The organism is Variovorax sp. RCC_210 (assembly GCF_041355175.1).
In the GTDB taxonomy this organism is placed as follows: Bacteria; Pseudomonadota; Gammaproteobacteria; order Burkholderiales; family Burkholderiaceae_C; genus Variovorax.
The window spans coordinates 394,474-412,268 of the sequence record NZ_JBFUPJ010000002.1 but is presented as its reverse complement, the minus strand read 5'-3'; the positions used below and the strand labels follow the sequence as shown (position 1 = coordinate 412,268).

17 protein-coding genes are annotated in these 17,795 nt (G+C 69.2%); 11 read left to right on the top strand and 6 right to left on the bottom strand.

The genetic code is table 11. The features are described from left to right. Positions 1-68: 68 nt before the first annotated feature. The 3 genes from AB6807_RS09980 (at position 69) to pyk (ending at position 3,818) form a co-directional block, all read left to right on the top strand. Positions 69-974: a LysR family transcriptional regulator gene (locus tag AB6807_RS09980; RefSeq protein WP_371084425.1), complete on the top strand. Its 906-nt coding sequence runs from the start codon at positions 69-71 to the stop codon at positions 972-974. A gap of 102 nt (positions 975-1,076) precedes the next feature. Then, positions 1,077-2,270, top strand: coding sequence for a phosphoglycerate kinase (locus AB6807_RS09975; RefSeq protein WP_371084424.1), 1,194 nt, complete (start codon positions 1,077-1,079; stop codon positions 2,268-2,270). 99 nt (positions 2,271-2,369) lie between these two features. Then, positions 2,370-3,818: a pyruvate kinase gene (gene pyk / locus AB6807_RS09970; RefSeq protein WP_116910330.1), complete on the top strand. Its 1,449-nt coding sequence runs from the start codon at positions 2,370-2,372 to the stop codon at positions 3,816-3,818. 6 nt (positions 3,819-3,824) lie between these two features. Here the strand turns inward: pyk and AB6807_RS09965 are convergent, their stop codons facing one another. Then, a complete protein-coding gene (locus AB6807_RS09965) occupies positions 3,825-4,841 on the bottom strand; it encodes a 1-aminocyclopropane-1-carboxylate deaminase (RefSeq protein WP_116910329.1) in 1,017 nt (338 codons plus the stop codon). A 135-nt stretch (positions 4,842-4,976) separates the two neighbouring features. Between AB6807_RS09965 and AB6807_RS09960 the strand changes: the two genes are divergently transcribed. The 4 genes from AB6807_RS09960 to AB6807_RS09945 all read left to right on the top strand — a co-directional run bounded on the left by AB6807_RS09960 (position 4,977) and on the right by AB6807_RS09945 (position 8,612). Further along, complete coding sequence (locus tag AB6807_RS09960; RefSeq protein WP_093215558.1) at positions 4,977-5,462, top strand: Lrp/AsnC family transcriptional regulator; 486 nt, start codon at positions 4,977-4,979, stop codon at positions 5,460-5,462. A 35-nt stretch (positions 5,463-5,497) separates the two neighbouring features. Continuing rightward, positions 5,498-6,430: an alpha/beta hydrolase gene (locus AB6807_RS09955; RefSeq protein ID WP_116910328.1), complete on the top strand. Its 933-nt coding sequence runs from the start codon at positions 5,498-5,500 to the stop codon at positions 6,428-6,430. A gap of 95 nt (positions 6,431-6,525) precedes the next feature. Continuing rightward, positions 6,526-7,590, top strand: a complete 1,065-nt coding sequence (gene fba, locus AB6807_RS09950) for a class II fructose-bisphosphate aldolase (protein ID WP_371084423.1) — start codon at positions 6,526-6,528, stop codon at positions 7,588-7,590. Positions 7,591-7,706: 116 nt separating this feature from the next. After that, complete coding sequence (locus AB6807_RS09945) at positions 7,707-8,612, top strand: phosphoribosylaminoimidazolesuccinocarboxamide synthase (RefSeq protein WP_116910326.1); 906 nt, start codon at positions 7,707-7,709, stop codon at positions 8,610-8,612. Positions 8,613-8,701: 89 nt separating this feature from the next. Here the strand turns inward: AB6807_RS09945 and AB6807_RS09940 are convergent, their stop codons facing one another. Both AB6807_RS09940 and AB6807_RS09935 read right to left on the bottom strand, forming a co-directional pair. Continuing rightward, entirely contained in the window at positions 8,702-9,172 is a 471-nt protein-coding gene (locus tag AB6807_RS09940; RefSeq protein WP_371084422.1) for an META domain-containing protein, read from the bottom strand. 169 nt (positions 9,173-9,341) lie between these two features. Next, a complete protein-coding gene (locus tag AB6807_RS09935; protein ID WP_116910324.1) occupies positions 9,342-10,262 on the bottom strand; it encodes a tetratricopeptide repeat protein in 921 nt (306 codons plus the stop codon). A gap of 36 nt (positions 10,263-10,298) precedes the next feature. On the opposite strand from AB6807_RS09935, the gene purE reads away from it, so the two are divergent. Genes purE through AB6807_RS09920 form a run of 3 tightly spaced genes read left to right on the top strand, consistent with a single transcriptional unit; the run spans position 10,299 to position 13,062 of the window. Beyond that, positions 10,299-10,862: a 5-(carboxyamino)imidazole ribonucleotide mutase gene (purE, locus tag AB6807_RS09930; protein WP_371084421.1), complete on the top strand. Its 564-nt coding sequence runs from the start codon at positions 10,299-10,301 to the stop codon at positions 10,860-10,862. Beyond that, on the top strand, positions 10,859-12,055 hold the full coding sequence (locus AB6807_RS09925) for a 5-(carboxyamino)imidazole ribonucleotide synthase (protein ID WP_371084420.1): 1,197 nt from the start codon (positions 10,859-10,861) through the stop codon (positions 12,053-12,055). Before purE ends, AB6807_RS09925 begins: the two co-directional genes overlap by 4 nt. After that, positions 12,052-13,062, top strand: coding sequence for an L-threonylcarbamoyladenylate synthase (locus AB6807_RS09920; protein ID WP_371084419.1), 1,011 nt, complete (start codon positions 12,052-12,054; stop codon positions 13,060-13,062). Before AB6807_RS09925 ends, AB6807_RS09920 begins: the two co-directional genes overlap by 4 nt. Before the next feature lie 15 nt (positions 13,063-13,077). Here AB6807_RS09920 and AB6807_RS09915 read toward each other — a convergent pair whose 3' ends face one another. The 3 genes from AB6807_RS09915 to AB6807_RS09905 form a co-directional block, all read right to left on the bottom strand. Beyond that, on the bottom strand, positions 13,078-14,682 hold the full coding sequence (locus AB6807_RS09915) for an alpha/beta hydrolase family protein (RefSeq protein WP_371084418.1): 1,605 nt from the start codon (positions 14,680-14,682) through the stop codon (positions 13,078-13,080). A 128-nt stretch (positions 14,683-14,810) separates the two neighbouring features. Then, entirely contained in the window at positions 14,811-16,259 is a 1,449-nt protein-coding gene (gene dacB, locus AB6807_RS09910; RefSeq protein WP_371084417.1) for a D-alanyl-D-alanine carboxypeptidase/D-alanyl-D-alanine-endopeptidase, read from the bottom strand. A gap of 22 nt (positions 16,260-16,281) precedes the next feature. Beyond that, entirely contained in the window at positions 16,282-16,866 is a 585-nt protein-coding gene (locus AB6807_RS09905) for a GDP-mannose pyrophosphatase (RefSeq protein ID WP_371084416.1), read from the bottom strand. A 116-nt stretch (positions 16,867-16,982) separates the two neighbouring features. On the opposite strand from AB6807_RS09905, the gene AB6807_RS09900 reads away from it, so the two are divergent. Continuing rightward, positions 16,983-17,750, top strand: coding sequence for a DeoR/GlpR family DNA-binding transcription regulator (locus AB6807_RS09900; protein ID WP_371084723.1), 768 nt, complete (start codon positions 16,983-16,985; stop codon positions 17,748-17,750). Positions 17,751-17,795 lie beyond the last annotated feature (45 nt).

The following is a 17,795-nucleotide window of genomic DNA, read 5'->3' as shown; positions in this document are numbered from 1 at the left end:
GATTGGGCGACGGCGCGTCTTATGATGCAATCGAAATTAATTCATCGATTGATGAAAAATCCATATATATGAACCTGACCCTGCGCCAGCTGCGCGCCTTCGCCGCCGTGGCCGAGACCGGCAGCTTCACCGCCGCGGCGCAGCAGCTGCACCTCACGCAGTCGGCGCTCAGCGTGCTGGTGCGCGAGCTGGAACGCGAGATGGGCGTGCAGCTGCTCGACCGCCACACCCGCAGCGTGCAGCTGTCGGAGGCGGGGCGCGAGTTCTTGCCGTCGGTGCATCGGCTGCTCGGCGACCTGACGAGCGCGGTAGCCGGCGTCACGGATTTGCGTGACAAGAAGAAAGGGGTGTTGCGGCTTGCCGCGCCGCAGCTCATGGCCTGCACGCTGATGCCGCGCGTGATCGCGGCCTATCGCCAAACCTACCCCGATGTCGATGTGCGCCTGGCCGACACGCTGCCCGAGCACCTGCTGAGCGGCGTGATGGCCGGCGACGTGGAGCTGGCCGTGGGGCAGGACGTGGCGGTCGACGGCGCCATCGAGCGCCGCACGCTGTTTCGTGACCGGCACTGGCTGATCTGCCCGCCGGAGCACGCCTTCGCCCGGCGCCGCAAGGTGCGCTGGCACGAGCTGGGGCCCTACACCTTCATCGCGCCCACGCGCGACTTTCGCCAGCGCGTGCTGCCCGAGCTGGCCCCGGCGGAGCGCGACTACATGCTGCGCGCCGGCACGCAGGAGGTGTCGTACATGACCACCGCGCTGGGCATGGTGGCCTCGGGGCTGGGGCTGACGGTGTGCCCGACCTATTCCGCGCCGCTGGTGCGCGCCCACGGGCTGCAGATGGTGCGGCTGGAGTCGCCCGACTTCCACCGCGAGGTGTGCGTCTACAGCGCGGCGCGGCGCACGCTGTCGCCGGCCGCGGCGAGCTTCGTGGAGATACTGGAAGGCTTCGCGAAGGCCCAGCCGACGGGCTGAGCAACCCGCCTGAAAGCACCGGGCGCCCGCAAGGGCCGTATAGAGCGGCGGCAGGGCCAAACCTACAATGCAGGCCGACCGTCTTCCACCTCCTCCAGATCCATGAACGTCATTCGATTCACCGACCTCTGCGCACAGGGCAAAGCCGCCGGCCAGCGCGTTTTCATCCGTGCCGACCTCAACGTGCCGCAAGACGACACCGGCCGCATCACCGAGGACACGCGCATCCGCGCCTCGGTGCCCTGCATCCAGCTGGCGCTGGACGCCGGCGCGGCCGTGATGGTCACCTCGCACCTGGGCCGCCCGACCGAGGGCGAGTTCAAGCCCGAAGACTCGCTGGCGCCGGTCGCCAAGCGCCTGGGCGAACTGCTCGGCCGCGACGTGCCGCTGGTTGCCAACTGGGTCGACGGCGTCGACGTCGAGCCAGGCCAGGTCGTGCTGCTGGAAAACTGCCGCGTCAACAAGGGCGAGAAGAAGAACGACGAGGCGCTGGCCCGCAAGCTCGCCGCGCTCACCGACATCTACGTGAACGACGCCTTCGGCACCGCCCACCGCGCCGAGGCCACCACCTACGGCATCGCGCAGTTCGCCAAGATCGCAGCCGCCGGCCCGCTGCTGGCCGCCGAGATCGACGCAATCACCAAGGCGCTGGCGCAACCCAAGCGCCCGCTGGTGGCCATCGTGGCGGGCTCCAAGGTGAGCACCAAGCTCACGATCCTGGAGAGCCTGTCGGCCAACGTGGACCAGCTGATCGTCGGTGGCGGCATTGCCAACACCTTCATGCTGGCCGCCGGCCTGAAGATCGGCAAGTCGCTGGCCGAGCCCGACCTGGTCGACAAGGCCAAGGCGGTGATCGACGCCATGCGCGCGCGCGGCGCCGACGTGCCCATTCCGGTGGACGTGGTCACGGCCAAGACCTTCGCGGCCGATGCGGCCGCCACCGTCAAGGACGCCAGCGACGTGGCGGACGACGACCTGATCCTGGACATCGGCCCCAAGACCTCCGCCATCCTGGCCGCGCAGCTGCGCGAGGCCGGCACCATCGTCTGGAACGGCCCGGTGGGCGTGTTCGAGTTCGACGCCTTCGCGGGCGGCACCAAGGCCATTGCGCAGGCCATCGCCGAAAGCAGCGCGTTTTCGATTGCCGGCGGCGGCGACACGCTGGCCGCCATCGCCAAGTACGGCATCGAGAAGCAGGTCGGCTACATCTCGACCGGCGGCGGCGCCTTCCTCGAGGTGCTGGAGGGCAAGACCCTGCCGGCCTTCGAAATCCTGTCCAGGCGCGCCGCGGGTTGATCCTGCGCTCGGTGGGTGCGCGATGAAAGCCCTTCAGGGTGACTTCCGTCAGACACACAAAGTGTATACAGTAGCGAATACAAAACGGAGACTACCTTCATGAGCACGGACCGCATCCCCCGCCACGCCACCAAGATCGTTGCCACGCTCGGTCCGGCGTCCAACACGCCCGAACTGCTGGAACAGATGATCCTGGCCAAGGTCAGCGTGGTGCGGCTGAACTTCAGCCACGGCACGGCGCAGGACCACATCGACCGCGCCGCCATGGTGCGCGAAGCCGCCCGCAAGACGGGCCGCGAAGTGGCCATCATGGCCGACCTGCAGGGCCCGAAGATCCGCGTGGGCAAGTTCGCGCAGGGCAAGATCTGGCTGGAGCCCGGCGCCAAGTTCGTGCTCGACGCCTCGCGCACCGAGCCCGGCGACATCGACGCCGTGGGCCTGGACTACAAGGACCTGCCGCGCGACGTGAAGCCCGGCGACAAGCTGCTGCTGAACGACGGCCTCATCGTGCTCACGGTCGACGCCGTGAAGGGCGAGGCGGTGCACACCACCGTCAAGCTCGGCGGCGAGCTGTCGAACAACAAGGGCATCAACAAGCAGGGCGGCGGCCTCACCGCGCCCGCGTTGACCGCCAAGGACATGGAAGACATCAAGACCGCGATGAGCTTCCAGGCCGACTACGTGGCCGTGAGCTTTCCCAAGAACGCCACCGACATGGAAATGGCGCGCCAGCTGTGCAACGTGGCCGCGGCCGAGTTCGGCCACAAGCCCGGCATGATCGCCAAGATCGAACGCGCCGAGGCCATTCCCAAGCTGGAAGAAATCCTGCGCGCCAGCGACGGCATCATGGTCGCGCGCGGCGACCTGGCCGTCGAGGTCGGCAATGCGGCGGTGCCCGCGCTGCAGAAGAAGATGATCCGCATGGCGCGCGACATGGACAAGGTGGTCATCACCGCGACCCAGATGATGGAGTCGATGATCACCAACCCCGTGCCCACCCGCGCCGAGGTGAGCGACGTGGCCAACGCCGTGCTCGACGGCACCGACGCCGTGATGCTCTCGGCCGAGACCGCCTCGGGGCGCTACCCGCTGGAAACGGTGCAGGAGATGAGCCGCATCTGCGAAGCCGCCGAAATCGCCGAGGACAAGACCCTGGACGCCGACTTCAGCGGCAAGACCTACAGCCGCATCGACCAGTCGATCGCCATGGGCGCGCTGTTCACTGCGCACCACCTGGGCGCCAAGGCCATCGTGGCGCTGACCGAGTCGGGCTCCACCATGCTGTGGATGAGCCGCCACCGCGCGCACATTCCCATGTACGCGCTGACCTCGCGCCTGGCCACGCAGCGCAAGCTGGCGCTGTACCGCAACGTGCGCCCGCTGCTGATGGACTCGCAGACCGACCGCGACACCGCGCTCGAGCAGGCCGAGGCCCACCTGAAGAAGCGCGGCATCGTGCAGAGCGGCGACGTGTACGCCATCACCTGCGGCGAGCCCATGGGCGCCCCGGGCGGCACCAACATGCTGAAGATCTGCAGGGCGAGCTGAGCCTGCTCAGCCGTTCCTGAACAGGAAGCTGTAGGCGTTCAGGGCGGGCACCCCGCCCAGGTGCGCGTACAGCACCTTCGAGCCGGCCGGGAATTCCCCGAGCCGCACCTTCTCGATCATTCCGTGCATCGACTTGCCCTCATACACTGGGTCGGTCAGCATGCCTTCCAGGCGCGCGCACAGGCGAATCGCCTCCAGCGTGCCCTCGTTCGGCAGCCCGTATTCGGGCCCGCCGAAGCGGCGGTCGAGCACCACGTCCTGGTCGGTGATGTCGCGACCCAGCTCCACCAGCTCGGCCGTGCCCCTGGCGATGCGCACGATCTGCTCGAAGGTCTGCTGCGGCTTGGCGGAGGCGTCGATGCCGATCACGCGGTCGGCCCGGCCGTCGGCCGCGAAGCCCACCACCATGCCGGCCTGCGTGCTGCCCGTGACCGAGCAGGTGACGATGTAGTCGAACTTGAAGCCCAGCTCGGCCTCCTGCTGGCGTACCTCTTCCGCAAAACCCACGAAGCCCAGCCCGCCGCGCGGGTGCTCCGAGCAGCCCGCCGGAATCGGGAACGGCTTGCCGCCGGCCTTGCGCACGTCGTTCATGGCCTCTTCCCAGCTCTTGCGGATGCCGATGTCGAAGCCCGCGGCGTCCAGCCGCACGTCGGCGCCCAGGATGCGCGACATCTCGATGTTGCCGACCCGGTCGTACAGCGCGTCGGAGTAGTTGACCCAGTTCTCCTGCACCAGCACGCACTTCAGCCCGAGGTGCGCGGCCACCGCCGCCACCTGGCGCGTCTGGTTCGACTGGATGCCGCCGATGGACACCAGCGTGTCGTAGCCGCCTTCGAGCGCCTCGGGAATCAGGTACTCCAGCTTGCGCGTCTTGTTGCCGCCGAAGGCCAGGCCGCTGTTGCAGTCCTCGCGCTTGGCGTACAGCTGGACCTCGCCGCCGAGGTGGGCGCTCAGCCGCTTCAGCGGATGGATCGGCGTGGGACCGAAGGTCAGGGCGTGGCGGGGAAATTTCTTCAGGTTCATGGTCCGGCTCCAGGAGGTTGAAGCCTTGAATCGTAGAAAGAAGGGCTCGCAACGTGCTTGCGAAGTTCGCTGGCTTCCCGGCGGAAAAGCGGGCACGATGAACAAAGCAGAAACTTTCAAGCCGAAAGAAGCGCCATGGGCACAACAAAATTGCGTTCTCCCCCGGAGCTCGACCGCACCGACCGGGCCATCCTGCGCGCGCTGCAGCGCGACGCGTCGCTGTCGAACGTGGCGCTGGCCGCCAAGGTCAACCTCAGCGCCGCCGCCTGCCTGCGGCGCGTGGAGCGGCTGAAGGAGGCCGGGCTCATCAAGGGCATCGTCGCGCTGCTGGACCCCGACGCGCTCGACCTGGGCATGCTCGTGATGATCGGCGTGGTGCTAGACCGCTCCACGCCCGACTCCTTCGCCGACTTCGAGAAGGCCGCGCAGAAGGTCTCGGGCTGCCTCGAATGCCACGTGGTCACGGGCGAGTTCGACTACTTCATGCTCGTGCGCACGCGCGACAACGACAGCTTCAACCGCCTGCACGCCGAGCAGCTGCTGTACCTGCCGGGGGTGCGGCAGATCCGCACCTTCGTCGTGCTGAAGCAGGTGCTGTCGACCACGCAGCTTCCTATCTGACGAAACCGGTGCGCGCCGGCGTGCGTACTGGTTCGATGAGCTTTCCCACCTTCGCCACCGCTTTCCATTCCCTTCGCCGCCGCCGCAGCGCCCTTTTCACCGCTTTCACCGTCACCGCCGCCGCCGTGCTCTCGGCCTGCTCGCCGATCAAGGTGCTCAACGGCCTGGTGCCCGACGACACCTACCAGTTCCAGGGCGGCATCGCCTACGGCGCGGCCCCGCGCCAGGTGCTCGACGTGTACCAGCCGCTGCCGTCCACCGCGCCGGCCAAGGGGGCTCGGCCGCTGGTGGTGTTCTTCTTCGGCGGCACCTGGACTCATGGCGACCGCGCCAGCTACAAGTTCGTCGGAGAGGCGCTGGCCGCGCGCGGCGCCGTGGTGGTGGTGCCCGACTATGGGCTGTCGCCCGCCTTCACCTACCCGGTGTTCGTTCGCGACAGCGCGCTGGCCGTCAAGTGGGCGCTCGACAACGCGGCGCAACTCGGCGCCGACCCCAAGCAGGTCTACGTGATGGGCCACAGCTCGGGCGGCTACAACGCCGCGATGGTGGCGCTGGACGATCGATGGCTCGGCGAGGTGGGCGCCAGCCCGCGCCAGCTCGCGGGCTGGATCGGCCTGGCCGGGCCCTACGACTTCCTGCCCATCGGCGACCCGCAGGCGCAGGCCGCCTTCAACTGGCCGAACACCCCGCGCGACTCGCAGCCGCTGGCGCACGTCACCCCGGCCTCGCCGCGCGCGCTACTCATGGCGGCCTCGAAGGACAACCTCGTCTACCCCGACCGCAACACCGGCCAGATGGCCGCCGCGCTGCGTGCCGCGGGGGTGCCGGTGGAGGTGAAGCTCTTCGACAACCTGAGCCACGTGACGTTGATCGGCGCCTTCGGCAAGCCCATCCAGTGGCTGGGCGGGCCGGTGCTGCCGCCCGTCCTGGGTTTCCTCGGGTTGGCGTCGGTGTCGTCCCACAATTAGGGTGAGGGGTCGCTCGGTAGAATTGCGGCAGTTTTTCTCGTCTTTCCGCCTTCTTTTTTCCCCTTTTTTCTCTAATTCCCGCGAGGTATTTCTCCATGGCACTCGTCTCGATGCGCGAACTGCTCGACCATGCCGCAGCCAATGGCTACGGCATTCCCGCCTTCAACGTCAACAACCTCGAACAGGTCCAGGCCGTCATGGAGGCCGCCAAGGAAACCGGCGCCCCCGTCATCCTGCAAGCCAGCGCCGGTGCCCGCAAGTACGCCGGTGAAGCCTTCATCAAGCACCTGATCCAGGCGGCCATCGAGCAGTACCCGAACATTCCGCTGGTCATGCACCAGGACCACGGCCAGAACCCCGACGTCTGCAAGGGCGCCATCGACCTGGGCTTCAGCTCGGTCATGATGGACGGCTCGCTCGAGGCCGACGGCAAGACCATCGCCAGCTACGAATACAACGTGGACGTCACCAAGAAGGTGTCGGACATGGCCCACCGCCTGGGCGTGACCGTCGAAGGCGAGCTCGGCTGCCTGGGCTCGCTCGAAACCATGAAGGGCGACAAGGAAGACGGCCACGGCACCGACGACACCATGACGCGCGAGCAGCTGCTGACCGATCCCGAGCAGGCCGCCGACTTCGTCAAGCGCACCCAGATCGACGCGCTGGCCATCGCCATCGGCACCAGCCACGGCGCGTACAAGTTCACGCGCGAGCCCACCGGCGACATCCTGGCCATCGACCGCATCAAGGAAATCCACCGCCGCATTCCCAACACCCACCTGGTGATGCACGGCTCGTCGAGCGTGCCGCAGGAGCTGCTGGCCATCATTCGCCAGTATGGCGGCGACATGAAGGAAACCTACGGCGTGCCCGTGAAGGAAATCCAGGAAGCCATCAAGCACGGCGTGCGCAAGATCAACATCGACACCGACATCCGCCTGGCCATGACCGGCGCGGTGCGCAAGTTCCTGGCCGAGCACCCCGAGAAGTTCGACGCCCGCGAGTGGCTCAAGCCGGCGCGCGAAGCCGCCAAGCTGATCTGCAAGCAGCGCTACATCGAGTTCGGCTGCGAAGGCCAGGGCGCGAAGATCAAGGGCGACACGCTGCAGGTGGTTGCCGCCAAATACGCCGCCGGCGAGCTCGCGCAAGCCGTGGTCTAAGAACCCGGGCACAAATCAAAGGCCACCAAGGCCACCGTTCGCGGTGGCTTTTTTCTGCGCGCACAATCCGCTTTCACCGTCTTCCTGTTTCCGTCGTTTTTCACCGCACCTGCCCCATGACCACCGTCCACACCTCCTCCATCCAGAGCCTGCCCCTGCTTGCGCGCGGCAAGGTGCGCGACAACTACGCGGTCGGCGAAGACCGCATCCTGATGGTCGCGAGCGACCGCCTGAGCGCCTTCGACGTCATCATGGGCGAGCCCATTCCCGGCAAGGGCGAGATCCTCACGCAAATGGCGCTGTGGTGGTTCGAGCGGCTCGGCCAGCTGTGCCCCAACCACCTGACCGGCGACGCGCCCGAGAGCGTGGTCACGCCCGAAGAGGTGCCCCAGGTCACGCAGCGTTCCATGCTGGTGAAGCGCCTGAAGCCGATTCCGGTGGAAGCCGTGGTGCGCGGCTACCTGGCCGGCAGCGGCTGGAAGGAATACCAGGAGAGCCAGTCGGTGTGCGGCGTGCCGCTGCCCGAGGGCCTGACCAACGCCAGCAAGCTGCCGCGCCCGATCTTCACGCCCGCCGCCAAGGCCGCGGCCGGCGAGCACGACGAGAACATCAGCTACGAGCGCGTGGTCGAAATCGTCGGCCCCAAGCTGGCCCAGCAGATCCGCGAGACCAGCATTGCCATCTACGAGACGGCGGCGCAAATTGCCCTGGCCAAGGGAATGATCATTGCCGACACCAAGTTCGAGTTCGGCCTGGACGAAGCCGGCACGCTGGTGCTGATGGACGAAGTGCTCACGCCCGACAGCTCGCGCTACTGGCCGGTGGAGGGCTACCAGGCCGCCCTGGCCGCCGGCACCAATCCGCCGAGCTACGACAAGCAGTTCGTGCGCGACTGGCTCGAGGCCACCAAGATCAACGGCAAGCCCTGGGACAAGACGCCCCCGGCGCCGCGCCTGCCGGCCGAGGTCATCGAGAAGACGGCCGCCAAGTACCGCGAGGCGCTGGAGCGGCTCACGGGCTGATGTGCTGATGTTGCTGATCCAATGACTTGGAGCCTGAGCGGGCTCCAATCAAAGCAAAAAGACCGGCCCAGGCCGGTCTTTTTTTGTTTTCAGCGCCCGCCGCTGTTCAGCAGCGCCACCGTGCGCCCGCGCGCGTCCAGCAGCGCCAGGCGGCCTGGGCCGGCCAGGCTGTAGCTGGCCGTGCTCTGCAGCGCGGAAATGAACTGCGCCTCGTTGGCCCCGCGCGCCGGGTCCAGGCAGGCCATGCGGGTGGAGGCCAGCTGGCCGATCTTCAGCGTGCTGCCCGCGCGCGTGAACGTGCCCGAGAGCCGGTTGCAGCCGCCCGAGCCGCTGACGCGCCCGCTGCCGCGGTCGAACTGCACCTGCGCGTCGCTGCCGGGCGCGACGGGCTCGTCGCCCAGCTGCGCCAGCCGCCAGGTGGGGCCTTCGATCGGCTCGTCCAGGCTGATGCCGCTGCCGCAACCGGCCAGGCCGGCCAGCAGGGCGGCCGTCGCGACCAGGGGGAGCGCCGCGCGGTGAGTGAATCTGGAGAGGTGCGCGAGGTTGTCGAAGGAGCGCATGGCCGGTCTTTCCTTTTGGCGATCTGCAACAAGTTGAATCGGGCGTGATCGTATGCGACGGCGCCCGGCTCGCCAATGCCGATGCATCGGCCATTAAAAAAGCGACCCGAAAGTCGCTTTTGGTCGGAAATGCGCAGCAAAGTGCGCAACTGGGCAAGCGCGCCTTGGTTCAGCTGAGCACCACGCTGCTGAGCCGGCGCCGGTACGTGGCCACCACCGGATCGTCCGGCGGAATCTGGCCGTCGGCCACCTTCACCTTGGGCGGCTCGATCACGTCGAGGATGGCGATGTAGGTCTTGCGCGCCAGCTCTTCGCTCCAGCTCTTGTCGCGCATCAGGATGTCGAGCAGCTCGTCCATGGCGTCGGTCCAGCGCTGCGCGGCCATCAGCAGGCGCGCTCGGGCGAAGCGGGCGTCGAAGTCGCGCTTGTTGGCGGCGATCTTCGAATCGAACTCGGCAATGGCCGGCGCGGCGCCCGCCGCCGGGGCGGCGAAGTCGATGGCGTCCATCCAGCGCTGCAGCGCGTCGAAGCGGCGCACCAGCCCGGTCTTGGCGATCACGGGCGCGAAGGCGACCTTGGCGTCGTCGACGCGGCCTTCCTGCAGCAGCAGCTTGATGTAGTCGAAGCGGGCGTCGTCGTTGGCCGGGTCGGTGGCCACGGCGTGCTGCAGCTTCTCGAGCGCGCCCAGGGTGTCGCCCTCGGCCAGCGCTTCCTGCGCGGCGGCTTCCTCGGAAGCGGCCTCGGCCTCGTCGGCACCGGGCACGTGCTTGTCGAGGAACTCGCGGATCTTCTCGGCCGGAATGGCGCCGACGAAGCCGTCCACCGGCTGGCCGTCCTTGAACATCACGCAGAACGGAATGCTGCGCACGCCGAACATCTCGGAGAGCTGCGAGGAAATCTGCGGCACCTTGTCGGCGTCGAGCTTGGCCAGCGTGAAGCGCCCGGCGTACTCGACCTCGAGCTTTTCGAGCACCGGGCCCAGCTGCTTGCAGGGTCCGCACCATTCGGCCCAGATGTCCAGCAGCACCGGGGTGGCGACGGAGCCTTCGATCAGTTCGGCCTGGAAATTTTCGAGAGTGATGTCGATCATCGGAACCAACTGAGGGTGAAACGTAAAATTGAAACCATGAACGAAACCATTCAGGTCGGTGTAGTGATGGGCTCGAGCTCCGATTGGGAGACGATGCGCAACGCGGTCGAGATTCTCCAGCAATTCGGAATCAGCCACGAAGCAAAGGTGGTCTCGGCCCACCGCATGCCCGATGCGCTCTTTGCGTATGCCGAAAGCGCCGCCGGGCGCGGGCTCACGGCCATCATCGCGGGGGCGGGGGGCGCGGCCCACCTGCCGGGCATGCTGGCGTCCAAGACCACGGTGCCCGTGCTGGGCGTGCCGGTGGCCAGCCGGCACCTGCAGGGCGTCGATTCGCTCTACAGCATCGTGCAGATGCCCAAGGGCGTGCCGGTGGCCACGTTTGCCATTGGCAACGCGGGCGCGGCCAACGCGGCGCTGTTCGCGGTGGCCATGCTGGCGGTGAACGATCCGGCGCTGCGCGCCAGGCTCGACGCCTTCCGCACGGCGCAGACCGCGGCGGCTCAGGCCATGACGCTGCCGCCGGCCTCCGAGCCGGCACCTGCGTCCCCCGTGTCCCCTGTATCTCCCTTCTCGCCCCAGGGCGGAGGCGCCCTGTGAGCGCCCACGACGCCGACCTGCCGATCCTGCCGGGCGCCACGCTCGGCGTGCTCGGCGGCGGCCAGCTGGGGCGCATGTTCGTCCACGCCGCTCAGCGCATGGGCTACTTCACGGCGGTGCTCGACCCCGACGCCGACAGCCCCGCCGGCCGCGTGAGCCACCACCACATCCACACCGACTACGGCGACGTCGACGGCCTCGCCCGCCTGGCCGGCCTGGCCGACGCGGTGACCACCGAGTTCGAGAACGTGCCCGCGCCCTCGCTGGAGCACCTGGCGGTCGCCCGCCCGGTGTCGCCCGAGGCCCCGGCCATTGCCATCGCGCAGGACCGCATCGCCGAAAAGGCCCACTTCACGCGCTGCGGCGTGCCCTGCGCGCCCTACGCGGCCATCGAGACCGCCGCGCAGCTCGCCGCGGTCGACGACAGCCTGCTGCCCGGCATCCTGAAGACGGCGCGCCTGGGCTACGACGGCAAGGGCCAGCAGCGCGTGAAGACGCGCGCCGAACTGGTCGAGGCCTGGCAGGCCACGGGCTGCGTGCCCTGCGTGCTCGAGAAGATGCTGCCGCTGGAGTTCGAGTGCTCGGTCATCCTGGCGCGCGGGCGCGACGGGCAGGTCGTGCACTTTCCGCCGCAGCGCAACCTGCACCGCGACGGCATCCTGGCCGTGACCGAGGTGCATCCGCAGAACATGCCCAAGACGGTGGCGCAGGGCGCGGTCAACTCGGCCAAAAGCATCGCCAACGGCCTGGGCTACGTGGGCGTGCTGTGCGTCGAGTTCTTCGCGCTGGCCGACGGCTCGCTGGTGGTGAACGAAATGGCACCGCGCCCGCACAACAGCGGCCACTACACCATGGAAGCCTGCGACGTGTCGCAGTTCGAGCTGCAGGTGCGCACCCTGGCCGGCCTGCCGCTGGTTGCACCGCGCCAGCACAGCCCCGCGCTCATGCTCAACCTGCTGGGCGACCTGTGGTTCGTCGACGGCGGCGACACGCCCGTGACCCCGCGCTGGGGCGAGGTGCTCGCGTTGCCCGGCGCCCACCTGCACCTGTACGGCAAGGTCGATCCGCGCCGTGGCCGCAAGATGGGCCACCTGACCTTCACCGGCGCCACGCTGGAGGCCACGCGTGCCGCCGCGTCGCAGGCCGCGCTGCTGCTGGGCCTGCCCGCGGTGACCACCGCCGACCTCGCATGATCCTGGACGGGCGGTCGCCTGACGCTGCCGTGGCCATCGCGGAGGCCGCGCGCGTGCTGCGCGCCGGCGGCCTCGTGGCCTTTCCGACCGAGACCGTCTACGGCCTGGGCGCCGACGCCACCAGCGACATGGCCGTCGCCGGCATCTTCAAGGCCAAGGGCCGGCCCTCCGACCATCCGCTGATCGTTCACGTGGCCGCCGGCATCAAGGGCACCGAGGCGCTGTCGCGCTTCGCCCAGCCGCTGCCGGTGTTCGCGCAGAAGCTGGTGCAGGTGTTCTGGCCCGGCCCGCTCACGCTGGTCGTCACGCGCCAGCCGGGCGTGGGCGCCGCCGCCGCCGGCGGGCAGGACACCATCGGCCTGCGCTGCCCTTCGCATCCGGTGGCGCAGGCGCTGCTGGAGGCCTGCGCCGAGCTGGGCGTGCCCGGCATCGCCGGCCCCAGCGCCAACCGCTTCGGCCGCGTCAGCCCGACCACCGCGCAGCACGTGCAGGGCGAGTTCGGCGACGACCTGCTGGTGCTCGACGGCGGCCCCTGCGAGGTGGGCATCGAGTCGACCATCGTCGACTGCAGCCGCGGCGCGCCGCGGCTGCTGCGTCCGGGGGCCATCACGCGCGCGCAGATCGAGGCGGCCTGCGGCGAAAAGCTCGCCGACCGCGAAGTGCTCGACACGCCCGACCCGCGCGCCTCCGGCACGCTGGAGGCGCACTACGCGCCCAACGCCAAAGTGCGGCTCATGGACGCCAAGGCCATCCAGACCGGGCTCGACGTGCTGGGCGCCAACGCCGCGCACATCGCCGTGTGGACCCGCGCCGCCACGCGCAGCCGCTCGCAGCGCGTGCTGGTGCGGCGCATGCCCGACGACGCGGCCGCCAGCGCGCAGCAGCTGTTCGCGGTGCTGCGCGAGTTCGACGCGCAGGGCGTCAAGCTGATCTGGATCGAGACCCCGCCGGACACGCCCGAGTGGGAAGGCGTGCGAGACAGGCTGCAGCGCGCGTCCGCAGCCTGATCGAGGCCTGCCCGGTCAGCCCCCCGCGGCCAGCACGCCCTGGAAGAAGCCCCTTGCCGACGCCAGGCAGAACGGCGGTGCCAGCGTGCCGTGGTACGCCAGCGTGACCGCCTGCGCCTTGTCCGCCGCGCTGCCCGTGGTGTTCTGCACCAGCAGCGCCTTGGCCTGCGCGAAGCCGGCGCGGGCGGTCGCGTAGGCGTCGGTCGCGGCGGCATCCTCCAGGTCGACCACCGTCAGCGCGGCGGCCGGCATGCCCTTGGCGCGGAAGTAGCCTGCCGTGGCGCGGGTGCTGATGAAGTTCACCGTCGGGTCGTTCGCGCCGCCGCACATCAGCACCGGCTTGGCCGGCACCCAGTTGCGCAGGTCGTTGGCCACGGCCGCCTTGCGAAAGCCCGTGGACGGCGTGCAGCCCAGCGGCGTGGCCGTGCTCAGCGACGCGGCCGTGGGCGGCAGCGCGTTGCCGGGGCAGGGGTTCGACTGGATGTCGGTGGCCGCCTGCGTCAGGTAGCTCTGGCGCACCAGGTTGTTGGCGCCGTAGAAGATCGACAGCTGCGCGTTGACGGGCCCCGGCGTGGCGTTGGCCGGAAACAGCGCCAGCTGCGGCAGCTTGCCCGAGGTGAACAGCGTGTCGGGCGTGAGGCTCGGCAGCAGGGTGTCGATGCCGCTGGCGTACTGCGATTCGTAGATGTCGGCGGTGCTGTCGTACACGTTGCCGAACTGCTGCTGCCAGCTGGTGGACAGCAGCGGCACGAACAGCGTGGCGCCCAGCGCCGGCCAGCCCTGGAAGGTGTAGTCGGTCAGCAGGCTGATGGCCGAGGGCGCCGACAGCGGCGCCGACGCCGTCACGTTCTTGCCCGTGGCCTGCATCTCGCGGTGCGCCGCCATGGCCACGTAGCCGCCCTGCGAGTAGCCGGTGATGAACAGCGAGCCGGCGTCGTTCGCGCCGATGTCCGAGAAGGTCTTGCGCGCGGCGGTGAGCGCGTCGACCATGTCCTTGCCCTGCTGGTCGCCGTTCAGGTAGGGGTGGTACGGCAGGGTCGACTTGTCGTAGCCCGCGTAGTTGGGCGCCACCACGATGTAGCCCTGCGCCGCGAAGGTGGCCGCGATCAGCAGGCCCTCGCCGGCGGCGGCCTGCGTGCTGTCGGTCCACTTGGCCAGGTTGTAGTTGCGCGCCGCCGTGGTGCCGTGCGCGTAGAGCACCACCGGGCGCTGGCCGCCGCAGGCCACGTCGGTGCCGGTGGGCACCATCACGGCGGCGGTGGCGTTGGTGGCTTCGTTCTTGCCGCCGACGGTGCGGTATTCGAGGTAGCGCACGTCGATGCCGCACTTGGGCGTGCCGGCCACCTGCAGCACGGCGCTGCCCTGCGAGCTGCCCTGCAGGCTGGCCTTGAACTGGTCGGCCGTGAGGCTGGCCGTTTTCTCGGGCGGGCTGGTCACCACCGAGCCGCGGCCGGTGTCGGCCACGGGCGGCGGGAAGATACCCACGCCACCACCCCCGCCACCCCCACCGCCTCCCCCGCAGGCCGCGAGCAGCAGGGTGATGCCTGCCGTGATGCCCGCGAGCGCCGCCGTCTTGTGCTGTCCGCCGGGCGGGGTGGAGGTATGTGTGTGTTGTTGCACGGGGTTTGTCTCCTGCGTTGGAATGGAATCGAACGAGCGTCCGATTCTGTTCAGCAGCGCAGCCCCACGCAATCGGTGTTCGCCTACAGGGTGAAGCCCGCAGCCCCGGCAACGAACACCGGGGCGACTCAGTTGTCCTGCGAAGCCCAGTCGACCAGCGCGTCGAACGCCGCGCGCGCCGCGCCCGCGTTCTCGCCGTTGGCGATGGCCACCAGCACGTAGCGGCGCCCGCTCGCGCCGTCAACGAAGCCGGCCACGCCCGAGGCGTCGCGCAGCGTGCCGGTCTTCAGGTGGGCCGAGCCGCCGGAGCGCAGCGTGCGCCGCTTCAGCGTGCCGTCCACGCCCATGGCCGGCAGCGAGGACATCAGCTCGGGCATCACCGGCGAGCGCCACGCCACCTGCAGCATCTTGCCGAGCGCCGCGGCGCTGATGCGCTCGTCGCGCGACAGGCCCGAGCCGTTCTCGAACACCGGCGTTGCCTCGCCGGTGCCGATGCGGTCGCGCCACCACTGGCCCAGCGCGGTGCGCGAGGCCTCGAAGGTGCCGCGGTTCTTCTGCGTGAGGCCGATGGTCAGGAACAGCTGCTGCGCCATCACGTTGTTGCTGTACTTGTTGATGTCGCGAATCACCTCGGCCAGCGGCGGCGACTCGAACTCGAAGGCCGGCTTCAGCCCCGCGGGCACGCGCCCTTCGCGCATCTGCCCGCTCACGCGCCCGCCCATCTCGGCCCACATGCCGCCGATGGCGCGCAGGGCGTAGGTGCGCGGGTCGCCGTAGGCCACGGCCCAGCTCTTCTCGCCGCAACTGGCGGGCAGGCCGCCGTTGAAGCGGATGCGGTTCACGTCGCTGAAGTCGGCGCGCAGGCCGGTGCGCCAGTCGCCGCATTCGCCCGGCACCAGCGGCACGGTCTGCGGCATGGCCACGCTGGCCAGCGGGGGCTCGTAGCTCACGCGGGCGATCTGCCCCGCGCGGTCGGGCGCGAAGGTCATGTTCACCGACTTGAAGTTCACCAGCAGCGCGTCGGGCGAGGCGTTGTAGGGGCGCAGCGGCTCGCCGTCGAAGGCGCCGGGGTCGCCCTCGACCGTGGTCTCGAAGGCGCTGCGGTCGATCACGATGTCGCCGCTCACGGTGGTGATGCCCAGGCCCTGCACATGGCGCAGCAGCAGCCACACGCGTTCGAGCACCAGCTTCGGGTCGCCCTGGCCCTTGATGTACAGGTTGCCGTTGAGCACGCCGTTGGCCACGGTGCCCTCGACGTAGACCGGCGTGGTCCAGTTGTAGGCCGCGCCCAGCATGTCGAGCGCGGCGTAGGTGGTGACCAGCTTCATGATCGACGCCGGGTTCACCGGCACCTGCGTGCGCCAGGCCAGCCGCGGGGCGCGGGTGCCGTCGGCTTCGGCCACGAGCATGGTGACGGACTCGCGCGGCACCTTGGCGCGGGCGAGGGCGGCGTCGACCTGGGTGGGAAGGGCTTGAGGAAGGGCTTGAACCTGCTGCGCGAAGGCTGCGGCCGGGGCCAGCAAGGAAACCAGGGGAAGTGTCAATGCGCAGGCGGCGCGGCGGAAGGCAAGAGGCATCCGGCCATTATCCAGACGCAGGCTACGCAGCGAACACGTGCAGCCTGGCGTGGTACAGCAGCATCACCGTCTTGGCGTCGGCGATGCGGCCGTCGGCCACCATGGCCAGCGCTTCTTCGATGCCCAGCTCCAGCACCTCGATGTCCTCACCCTCCTCGGCCAGCCCGCCGCCCGCGCCGATGCGCATCGAAGGCTCGTAAGGCGCGATGAAGAAGTGCAGCTTCTCGGTGACCGAGCCCGGGCTCATGAAGCTCTCGAAGATCTTCTGCACGCTGCCCAGCCGGTAGCCCAGCTCTTCCTCGACCTCGGCGCGAATGCGCGCCTCGGGCGCCGCGTGGTCCAGCAGGCCGGCCGCGGCTTCGATCAGCAGGTCGTCATGCCCGTTCACGAACGCCGGGTAGCGGAACTGCCGCGTCAGCAGCACGGTGCGCTGCGCGAGGTTGTATGGCAGCAGCGTGGCGCCGTTGCCGCGGTCGTAGGTTTCGCGGTGCATGCGCTGCCACTGGCCGTCGTTGCGGCGCCAGTCGAAGGCGGTGGTGCGCAGCGTGTACCAGTTGTCGGAAAGCAGGGTGACTTCGTGCACCCGGACGCGGTCTTGAAGGGTCATGCGAGGGCTTGTGGGAAGGTTTATGGGAGCGCTTGTGGCGGCGAGCATATGTGCATGTTCGTGCAAAAACAAGAAAAAACGTGCAATTGCGCGACGGCGCCGATACCATCCACCGGATGCTCACCCGCCAGCGCAAGCAACACATCCTCTCGGCCCTGCAGCGCGACGGCAACGTCGTGGCCAAGGCGCTCAGCGACGAACTCGGGCTGTCGGAAGACACCATCCGCCGCGACCTGCGCGAGCTGGCCGCCGAAGGCCTGCTGCAGCGCGTGCACGGCGGGGCGCTGCCCGTGGCCGCGGCCGAGGCCGACTTTGCCGGCCGCCAGCAGCTCGCGAGCGGCGAGAAAGTGGCCATCGGCCGCGCCGCCGCGCGCCTGGTGAAGCCGGGGCAGGTGGTGTTCATCGACGGCGGCACCACCGCCGTGCAGCTCGCGCGCCACCTGCCGAAGAACCTGCAGGCGACCGTGGTCACGCACAGCCCGTCGGTGGCGGTCGAGCTGGTATCGCATGCGGGCATCGAGGTGGTGCTGGTCGGCGGGCGCCTGTTCAAGCACTCGATGGTGGCGGTGGGCGCGGCCGCCATGGCGGCCATTGCGCGCATCCATGCCGACACGTATTTCATGGGCGTCACCGGCGTGCATGCCGAGGCGGGGCTCACCACCGGCGACCTGGAAGAGGCCGAGATCAAGCGCGCGCTGATGGCGGCGGCGGCCGAGACGGTGGTGCTGGCCTCGTCCGAAAAGCTGGGTGCCGCGTCGGCCTGGGTGGTGAACCCGGTGGCCTCGGCCAGCCATCTGCTGGTGTCGCCGGAGGCGCCTTCGAAGGCGCTGGCGCCGCTGCGCAAGGCGGGGGTGGCGATCTTGCGCAGCGACGACGGGGCGTGACTGCTGTCGCGGCGCGTACCGGCGCATACCGGCGCATCGGCCTCG

Coding starts and splice junctions, on each gene's coding strand:
- AB6807_RS09935 (WP_116910324.1), bottom strand. CDS start 10,262: ATGATCGACATCACTCTCGAAAATTTCCAGGCCGAACTGATCGAAGGC.
- AB6807_RS09940 (WP_371084422.1), bottom strand. CDS start 9,172: ATGCGCTCCTTCGACAACCTCGCGCACCTCTCCAGATTCACTCACCGC.
- AB6807_RS09955 (WP_116910328.1), top strand. CDS start 5,498: ATGAGCTTTCCCACCTTCGCCACCGCTTTCCATTCCCTTCGCCGCCGC.
- AB6807_RS09905 (WP_371084416.1), bottom strand. CDS start 16,866: ATGACCCTTCAAGACCGCGTCCGGGTGCACGAAGTCACCCTGCTTTCC.
- purE (WP_371084421.1), top strand. CDS start 10,299: ATGAACGAAACCATTCAGGTCGGTGTAGTGATGGGCTCGAGCTCCGAT.
- AB6807_RS09980 (WP_371084425.1), top strand. CDS start 69: ATGAACCTGACCCTGCGCCAGCTGCGCGCCTTCGCCGCCGTGGCCGAG.
- dacB (WP_371084417.1), bottom strand. CDS start 16,259: ATGCCTCTTGCCTTCCGCCGCGCCGCCTGCGCATTGACACTTCCCCTG.
- AB6807_RS09960 (WP_093215558.1), top strand. CDS start 4,977: ATGGGCACAACAAAATTGCGTTCTCCCCCGGAGCTCGACCGCACCGAC.
- fba (WP_371084423.1), top strand. CDS start 6,526: ATGGCACTCGTCTCGATGCGCGAACTGCTCGACCATGCCGCAGCCAAT.
- AB6807_RS09900 (WP_371084723.1), top strand. CDS start 16,983: ATGCTCACCCGCCAGCGCAAGCAACACATCCTCTCGGCCCTGCAGCGC.
- AB6807_RS09965 (WP_116910329.1), bottom strand. CDS start 4,841: ATGAACCTGAAGAAATTTCCCCGCCACGCCCTGACCTTCGGTCCCACG.
- AB6807_RS09945 (WP_116910326.1), top strand. CDS start 7,707: ATGACCACCGTCCACACCTCCTCCATCCAGAGCCTGCCCCTGCTTGCG.
- AB6807_RS09975 (WP_371084424.1), top strand. CDS start 1,077: ATGAACGTCATTCGATTCACCGACCTCTGCGCACAGGGCAAAGCCGCC.
- pyk (WP_116910330.1), top strand. CDS start 2,370: ATGAGCACGGACCGCATCCCCCGCCACGCCACCAAGATCGTTGCCACG.
- AB6807_RS09920 (WP_371084419.1), top strand. CDS start 12,052: ATGATCCTGGACGGGCGGTCGCCTGACGCTGCCGTGGCCATCGCGGAG.